The 5,553-nt window shown below is 62.6% G+C and carries 7 protein-coding genes; 6 read left to right on the top strand and 1 reads right to left on the bottom strand.

Translation table 11 applies throughout. From position 1 onward, the window contains the following. The first annotated feature begins 151 nt into the window (after nt 1-151). The 6 genes from tsaB (at nt 152) to NW833_RS11030 (ending at nt 4,065) form a co-directional block, all read left to right on the top strand. Nucleotides 152-835 carry a tRNA (adenosine(37)-N6)-threonylcarbamoyltransferase complex dimerization subunit type 1 TsaB gene (gene tsaB / locus NW833_RS11055; RefSeq protein ID WP_414412499.1) on the top strand — a complete coding sequence of 228 codons (684 nt, stop codon included), beginning with the start codon at nt 152-154 and terminating at the stop codon, nt 833-835. A gap of 35 nt (nt 836-870) precedes the next feature. Further along, a complete protein-coding gene (gene efp, locus NW833_RS11050; protein ID WP_414396277.1) occupies nt 871-1,428 on the top strand; it encodes an elongation factor P in 558 nt (185 codons plus the stop codon). A 47-nt stretch (nt 1,429-1,475) separates the two neighbouring features. Further along, nucleotides 1,476-1,931, top strand: a complete 456-nt coding sequence (gene accB / locus NW833_RS11045) for an acetyl-CoA carboxylase biotin carboxyl carrier protein (RefSeq protein ID WP_414412498.1) — start codon at nt 1,476-1,478, stop codon at nt 1,929-1,931. 81 nt (nt 1,932-2,012) lie between these two features. Next, complete coding sequence (holB, locus tag NW833_RS11040; RefSeq protein WP_414412497.1) at nt 2,013-3,026, top strand: DNA polymerase III subunit delta'; 1,014 nt, start codon at nt 2,013-2,015, stop codon at nt 3,024-3,026. Nucleotides 3,027-3,072: 46 nt separating this feature from the next. Then, nucleotides 3,073-3,699: a glycerol-3-phosphate 1-O-acyltransferase PlsY gene (plsY, locus tag NW833_RS11035; protein ID WP_414412496.1), complete on the top strand. Its 627-nt coding sequence runs from the start codon at nt 3,073-3,075 to the stop codon at nt 3,697-3,699. A 6-nt stretch (nt 3,700-3,705) separates the two neighbouring features. Further along, nucleotides 3,706-4,065, top strand: a complete 360-nt coding sequence (locus NW833_RS11030; RefSeq protein WP_414396265.1) for a gamma-glutamylcyclotransferase — start codon at nt 3,706-3,708, stop codon at nt 4,063-4,065. Here the strand turns inward: NW833_RS11030 and NW833_RS11025 are convergent. Continuing rightward, nucleotides 4,062-5,553, bottom strand: a 1,492-nt coding sequence (locus NW833_RS11025) for a cation:proton antiporter (RefSeq protein WP_414412495.1), incomplete at its 5' end; no start/stop codon positions are given. The two genes, NW833_RS11030 and NW833_RS11025, sit on opposite strands and share 4 nt — an antisense overlap.

The raw sequence follows: 5,553 nt of genomic DNA, 5'->3' as shown, positions 1-5,553 counted from the left end.
CACCCACTCGCAGAACTGCTCCCACACGTTGCTAGCTGAGCGACGTTGGAGAACAGTGGTCATAAAGCCTAACTTCCTCGTGGAAGTGCGAAGATGGACAACCTAACCTTAATCCAACCGTTAAGTTCTGTCAACTCTCCTGAAAGAAGCCATGTCGCTTGCCCGCTGGATTCTAGGGATCCACACCACCACGCCCGTCTTGGGCCTAGCCCTCCTGCCGCTGGAAGGAAAGGAGAGGGAAGGCCGTAGCCAAAGTTGGTGGCTAGATCGCCAGATGGCAGCGCGGCTGCACCCGTGCCTAAAGGAGTTCTTGGCTGGCCAAGACTGGTCCCAGGTGGCGGGGATCGCTGTCGCCGTCGGGCCAGGGAGTTTTACCGGTAGCCGTTTGGGGGTGAGCGTGGCGCGGCTGGTGGGGCAGCAGCTGGGCATTCCCGTGTTTGGCTACTCGTCCTTGGCTGTTATTGCCCGCCAGGTGTGGCAGGAGCAGGGATCCCCACTCCAGCCCCTGACGGTGGCGGTGCACATGGATGCCAAGCGGGGGGAGCGGTATGGCGGTTTGTATCGGGTAGGCCCAGACCAGGTAGTGGCTGAAGTGGCCGATCAACTCTGGGAGGCGGTGGCTTGGCAGGCCCTTCTCCGCCAGTGGCCGCAGGCGCTAGCGGTCGATGCCGCCGATTGGGTAGAGCCGGTGCCTGTGCTGGCGCTGGCAGAGCTTGCCCGTGCTGACTTTCTTGCAGGCCTGCACCCTCCCTGGCAGGAGGTGTTGCCTAAGTACGGACGGCAGCCGCCCATTGATCTCAGCGGGGTGAATCGGAGTACCCCCCAGGCGCGGTAAGATTGGGAAGGCTAGGCCACAGACCCCGTGCTGACATGATCTCAAGCAACGACTTGCGCCCCGGCGTCTCTGTAGAGATTGATGGCGCTCCCTACAAAGTCATCGAGTTTCTCCACGTCAAGCCAGGCAAAGGGGCGGCCTTTGTGCGCACCAAGCTCAAAAACATGCAGACCGGCAACGTTGTCGAGAAAACCTTCCGCGCCGGCGAAATGCTGCCTGCTGCCACCATCGAAAAGGTGAACATGCAGTATCTCTATGCGGAAGGAGATAACCTCGTGTTCATGGACATGGAGACCTACGAGCAGGCTGTGCTCAGTACCGCCCAGGTGGGCTCTGCCGTGAAATACCTGAAGGAAAATATGGAAGTGTCTGTTTTGCGCTGGAAGGGGCAGGTGATCGACGTGGAGCTGCCCACCAGTGTCGTCCTGGAAGTGGTGGAGACGGACCCGGGCGTAAGGGGAGACACAGCTACAGGGGGGACTAAGCCTGCCAAGCTAGAAACCGGCGCCGAGATCCAGGTGCCTTTGTTTATCAAAGTGGGAGAGCGGGTTCGAGTCGATACTCGCACGGACACCTACCTAGGCCGCGAGTGATGGCTCTTCCCCGTTGCCAGGTTGCTGTTGTGGACAGGTGACTTCCCTTGGATGTCATTAATTGGCAGGAAATTCGCCTTCTGCTGGCCGCTCTACAAGAGAGCGATGTTAGCGAGTTAACTCTGGAGTGCAAGGATTTCCGCCTTACTCTGCGCAAAGGAATCCCTGCTGCTCCCTCCCCCTCCCTTACTGCTTCGCCCCCTTCTGCTCCTGCCGAGACTCCCCCTCCTGCGCTTGCCCCCAAATCTCCACCGAGCCACTGGGTGGAGGTAGTGTCACCCATGGTGGGAACCTTCTACAGCGCTCCTGCTCCTGGAGAAGCGGACTTTGTCCAAGTAGGTCAACGGGTAAACAAAGGCCAAACCCTGTGCATTATCGAGGCCATGAAGGTGATGAACGAGATAGAAGCAGAAACAGCAGGTGTGGTCAGGGAGATTTTGGTGAGCAACGGCCAGCCGGTGGAATTTGGCCAAGTTTTAATGCGGCTGGATCCCACCGGCTAACAGCGAAACTGGGGCAGAGATGAGGCTTTGCCCCCCGGAGGGATCCCTTGGTAGCTTTGCCCGGGATTAGGGTACTCTGCCATGCTTCAGCCCACGGCCCCCGAGACAGTTGAGGGGGTAAAGGTTCTGCCCCCCCAGCACATTGTCGGCCAGGAGCTGGCGGTGCAGCTACTCGCAGCGGCCCTAGAGAAAGGGCGGGTGACCTCAAGCTACTGCTTCCTAGGGCCAGAAGGGGTGGGGCGGCGCCTGATGGCCCGCTGGTTTGCTCAAGCTCTCCTGTGCGAGTCCAACACCAGGATCCCCTGCGGCCAGTGCCTTGGCTGCCATTGGCTGCTGGCGGGCACCCACCCCGATCTCCACTGGGTCAGCCCCACCTATCTCCATCAGGGTCGCCTAATCCCAGCAGATGCCCCCGAGGCGCAAGCTCTGCAGCGGCGCTCCCCGCCGCAAATTCGCCTGGAACAGGTGCAGGAAGTGTCGCGCTTCTGTGCCCGTAGGCCAATGCGCGCCCGCCGTTCGCTGGTGGTGCTGGAGGGAGCGGAAACCCTAGCCGAAAGTGCAGCCAATGCCCTGCTGAAAACCCTGGAGGAGCCTGGGCCGGCCCACATCGTTCTCATCGCACCCCAGGCGGCCTCCCTGCTGCCGACGCTGTTGTCCCGCTGCCAGACGGTGCCTTTCCGCCGCCTCAGCTCGGCCGAGATGGAGCAAGTGTTGGCTGCTTTGGGCTGCCCGGAGCTGCCCGGGATCCCTCGCTCAGAGCTCATTGCCCTGGCCCAAGGCAGCCCTGGACGGGCGCTGGCCGCCCATCAGCATCTGCAGAGCCTTCCGCCGTCGCTGCTACAGGATCTAAGGCGCTGGCCCCCCTCGCTGCGAGAGGCGCTGGAGCTAGCTAGGGCAGTAGCTGCTCTCGATTTGCCGGCGCAGCTGTGGCTGATTGACTACTTGCAGCAGCATTTCTGGGCGCAGGGATCCCGCCAGGCCATTTGGCGGTTGGAGCAAATTCGCCGCCAGCTTTTGCACTTTGTGCAGCCGCGCCTTGCTTGGGAGGTCAACCTGGCTAGCCTAAGCCGCAGGGCTGTCGCGAAGGGGGACTAGAAGAAAGCCCTGTGGCAAAGTGAAAAAGAGCGTTCAAGACCTGCCTATGCCTGCCTGGCTTTTGGCTTTCCCTGCGGCCCTTGGAGGCTACTTGCTGGGATCCATCCCCACCGGCTACTGGGTGGGCCGCTGGTGGGGCGGGATCGACCTCCGCCAAGCGGGCTCCGGCTCGACGGGGGCAACCAACGTGTTGCGGACGCTGGGCAAAGGGCCGGCGCTGCTGGTGCTGCTGGTGGATGCCGCCAAGGGGGCCGCAGCGGTGGCGCTGGGACTGGCTCTGGGGTCGCCGTGGTGGGTGGCCGTGGCTGCCCTGGGGGCAGTGGTTGGCCACAGCCGCTCCTGCTGGCTGGGCTTCAAGGGCGGCAAGTCGGTGGCCACTAGCCTAGGGATCCTGTTGGCCATGGCTTGGCCAGTGGCCCTGGCTACCTTTGGCGTCTGGCTGCTGGGGATTGCCCTCACCCGCATCGTCTCCTTCAGCTCCCTGCTGGCAGCGGTGGCGGCTCCGCTGCTGATGTGGGCAACGGCTCAGCCCCTGCCCTATAGGGTGTTTGCCCTGGCGGGCGGGATCTATGTAATCGGCGCCCATCGGCGCAACATCGAGCGCCTGCTGGCCGGCTCAGAGCCGCGCCTTGGCCAAAAATGGGCCCAGTCCCCCCAATTCCCCACCTCCTAGAGCCAGATGGAACAGACGACGGTGGTTTTTGTCTACGGCTCCCTGCGGCGGGGCGGCCAGTACCACAGCCTGCTGCAAGGGGCGGAGTTTTTGGGAACAGACAGCCTCAACCACATCGACCTCTACGATCTCGGCCCTTACCCCATGGCGATCCCTGGCCGAAATCGGCTCTACGGCGAGTGCTATCGCATTCCCCTGAGCTTGTTGCCCCGCTTGGACGAGCTAGAAGACCACCCGCGGCTGTACCAGCGGCAGTGGGTGCAACTGGAAAGTGGCACCTCGGCCTGGGTTTACCTGGGCCGGCCCGAGCAGGTGCAGGGGTGCCCCCTCATCCCCAGTGGCTGCTGGCTGCCCCGAGGTTCCTAGAGATCGAAGTGGAGCTTGACGCCCCCAACATACTGGGGCAGGAACTCGGCTGGGGGCAAATCCGGATCTCTTGCAGAGGGAGCCGCGGCCTCTACAGGGCTGGCCAGGCGCTCTAGGTAGTAGATGCAATCCCCGCGCCGCCACATGTCCGGCTTGGGCAGGTAAAATAGCCGCCCTACCGGGGATGGCCGAGCTCCCTTTTGCCACCAGCCCCCTGCCCGCTGCGGGCGCACCAGCAGCAAAGGCAGGCAGAGATCGGCTTTGATCCGGTAGGCAAACTGATCCCGCAGCCGCTCCAGGGTGGGATCCTCCAACCCTATTTGGGCCGAAAGGGGGTTGAGCAGAGCTAAGCGCGCTGCCGAGCTCGACTCCTGGGCCGAGGCCACGGCAGAGGGGGAGGGCTTCAGGCCCAAATCCGCTAAAGTGGGCAGGGTAATCGAGCGCAGCTCCGCGCGCTTGGCCTCTAGGTAGCCGGCCCAGCGTTGCAGTTGGGCAAAAGAGATCGGCAGGGTGCGGATCCCTTCTAAGATGGGCATCTCGGGCAGCAACACCGTCCAGATGGCAGCGGAAACCGAGAGTTTCACCATCAGCTCGGCAATGGCCCAGTTCATCTGGGGATCCCGCGTCAGGATCAGCAGCGTCTCCGCATGGTCGATATCGGCCTTCAACAGGGCCGACTCGCTCAGCACCACTTCCTGCAGCGATCCCGGCAGCAGCCGGCCAACTTCATCCCCCAGGGCAGAGCCAACCTTGTGGCCGTTGGGCTCGGTTTGGCCAGCGGGATGGCGCCAACAGGCTGCCGAAGGCAAGGGCAGCACCTCCACGACTTGGTTGAGGGAGCGCAGCAACTCGGCCAAGGGTTCAACCAGCGGGTGATCCCCAAGGATCACGGTGGAACTGCCTTGGTCTAGGCCCAGCCAACGAGCCACCCAGGCGGCAGTTAGCCCCTGCACTGTCACCGTGGCCGAGATGGTTAAAAACACTAGCGCCTTGAGGGCATCTCCCCCAGTGATGCCCCGCTCCGTCAACAAAATGGCAAACAAAGAAGCCACCGAAGCCGCCACAATGCCGCGGGGAGCCAGCCAGGCCACAAACAACTTCTGCCGCCAGTTGAGATCGCTGCCCCAGGTACACAGCCACACGCTTAAGGGGCGGACAACCAGCATCAGGCAGAGCACCGTGGCCAAGGCTCCCCACCCCAAAGCCAATACCGCCTTTAGGGACAGCGTGGAGGTGAGCAAGATAAACAGCACCGAGATGGCCATTACCACCAACTGGCCGTGAAACTGGCGCACGCTCCGCTCGGCAATGGCTGCCTTCTGCCGCACCACTAGGCCTGCCATCACTACCGCCATCAGCCCTGCCTCTGAGCGCAGCGACTGAGCCAGGGCAAATACCCCCAGCGCCCCCGCCAGCACCACCGAGTTGCGCAGCTCCTCCGTCAAAAATTGCCGCGACCAGAGCAGAAACTGTCTCTTATTCAAATCT

Source organism: Synechococcus sp. O70.1 (assembly GCF_047462215.1).
Classification (GTDB): Bacteria; Cyanobacteriota; Cyanobacteriia; order Thermostichales; family Thermostichaceae; genus Thermostichus.
The sequence above is the reverse complement of the archived record's forward strand: the minus strand, read 5'-3'. Positions and strand labels throughout refer to the sequence as shown.